Raw genomic sequence first — 2,056 nt, forward strand, 5'->3', positions numbered from 1 at the left:
GAGGGCGACCATAGATTTTACGCTCTCTGTTTACTGTTCCGTTACTCCCCAAACCCCTCTTTTCAAACCGAAGTGTCAGATCTAGTCTGAACTAATACATTTTGTGACATGGCGGAGGCAAGGGACGCAACATCGACTGGCACCCAGACTGTAATTCCAGAATATGTAATAAGTTGTTCTTCTGAAAGCATCTCATAAACTCCCGCAGCTACTAAGGCATCTTTTACTGTTGTAGAACAATTTTGAGATGTTAGAGACCACATTACATGAGTATCCTGAAAATTACGCCACCAAGATAATATCTTATTTTTCATTTTTTCGGCATTATCTGATTTCCTTACATATATTTTTATTTTAAGTTGAGGATCTGATTTTTCTTCATCTATATCCTCCTCTAGCGTTCTATCTTTTAAGGCTTTACTTGGTATTACGAAAAAGCCACTTGGCCACCAACTTATATAAGTATTGTCAGAGTCATCTGATTTATTTGAGTTATCAAAAACCATAAGAGATGCATGCCCAGCTGCTACATTGAGAAGTGCATAATCCCATATAAAAACAACTCCAATTGGATATAATTCGTCGTCGACCAATGAATTTAAAGTGTACGATTCATCGTCATTTACTGATGATAATCTACAAATAAAAAACCCTTTATCTTTTTTGGACTGCCCAATCAAAAATACTCGTCCATTTAAATTTACTGTATTTAATGTTGTGTAGGAATTATCCCAAGTAGAACTAAAAACCTCTCGACTTTCAGTTGCTGCATTCGAAAAAAGTTGGATTTTAACTTTTCGGGTTTCTAGATTATGTTCTAAAACATACTGCTTAATACCGACTTTAAATGAAATAAGTGTACTTTCCCCTTCGAAAGAGTCCGTACCATTACTTTGATTATCGTTACTGAAATTTTCATAAAATCCTAATTCTCTAGTAAACCAGTAATTTTCACCCATACTCTTTCCATAGAAATAAGTACCACCGTCTACATATAAAGAAAGCGGAAAAAAAGTATGATCCCAATTTTGATTACTACATTCTGAGCCGATACTTCCATCTTCTAATATTTTAAATAAACTTGATGACTTGTCATTTCTTTGAACGAATAAATAAGGAAGTGAATTTTTATAAAATATCTCTATATATAAAGGTACACCTTTTAATTTTATCGTTGCTTTTTCCTGTTGTATTGGATTTATGTTAGATACACTTCCATTTTCATTTATACTTGAGACAAAAAAAGTGTTACTTTCGAGTGAAATTCCTAGTGCATATAGTTTATCTATAACCATATACGAAACGAAAAATTCATATCTATCATTGAAATGACCACTTTGTATCATATCATTTTTCAATACGCCATTATTTTTTATTTCCTTAACAAAATAATGTTTATCTTCATTTAAACCAAATATAAAACTTCCTTGTGTTGTTTTATATGTAAGAAAAATATTGTAGTAACTATCAAGATACTCACTATAAGTTGTTTGACCTATTTCTAACATAACTATATTCCTAAGATTTTATTGTTAACTAAAAACAGCATCTTATGCGATGTCATCAGTAACAGTTTTTTTGCTTTATGTTTAAGGAGAGAAAAAGAGCAGAATCTCCTAAATAGGAGGGCGACCATAGATTTTTATGCTTTCCATAATAACGATACACTCATTTTTCTCACTCCCGGCTGTTGCCCTGATGAAAAGGCGGTCATAAATTCTTCAACGCACACTAAGAGTTGCCACATATACTGACAGCAATGATTCCGTGTGACGGTTTCATGCAAAGACTGCCACAAGCGTTCAATCTTATTTAGCCAATTAGAAAAGTTCAAAACTCCAATAAAATCTATCTAGATTACTGGAATCATTTTTATAATAACCACCCCATGTTTGACGATCTCCATAATCATCAGTATTAATATCAAGTTTAATTGATTGGGAATATGCTTTATTTACTACCATTATTCTGCTATCAAGTAGATCATCAGAATAATCAAAACTAAGTTTAATCTCCCAGTAAAATCTATCCGGATTACTGGTAGCACTTTCATAAT

General features: G+C 32.6%; 2 protein-coding genes and 1 pseudogene. All 3 read right to left on the reverse strand.

Going from position 1 to position 2,056, the window contains the following annotated elements; translation table 11 throughout:
- Positions 1-62: 62 nt before the first annotated feature.
- Positions 63-1,508 carry a hypothetical protein gene (locus tag AAC147_RS05720; RefSeq protein WP_047685919.1) on the reverse strand — a complete coding sequence of 482 codons (1,446 nt, stop codon included), beginning with the start codon at positions 1,506-1,508 and terminating at the stop codon, positions 63-65.
- A 134-nt stretch (positions 1,509-1,642) separates the two neighbouring features.
- A pseudogene (locus AAC147_RS05725) lies at positions 1,643-1,828 on the reverse strand (IS630 family transposase); the annotation flags it as partial.
- Positions 1,821-2,056 (reverse strand): hypothetical protein (locus AAC147_RS05730; protein ID WP_231571629.1); only part of this gene is annotated, 236 nt, incomplete at its 5' end. The pseudogene AAC147_RS05725 and the gene AAC147_RS05730, both read right to left, overlap by 8 nt.

Origin of the sequence: Xenorhabdus sp. NBAII XenSa04 (assembly GCF_963866145.1) — a bacterium.
Classification (GTDB): Bacteria; Pseudomonadota; Gammaproteobacteria; order Enterobacterales; family Enterobacteriaceae; genus Xenorhabdus; species Xenorhabdus indica.

Bases quoted from the DNA above. Each gene is read 5' to 3' on its own strand.
- AAC147_RS05720 (WP_047685919.1), bottom strand. From the start codon at position 1,508: ATGTTAGAAATAGGTCAAACAACTTATAGTGAGTATCTTGATAGTTAC.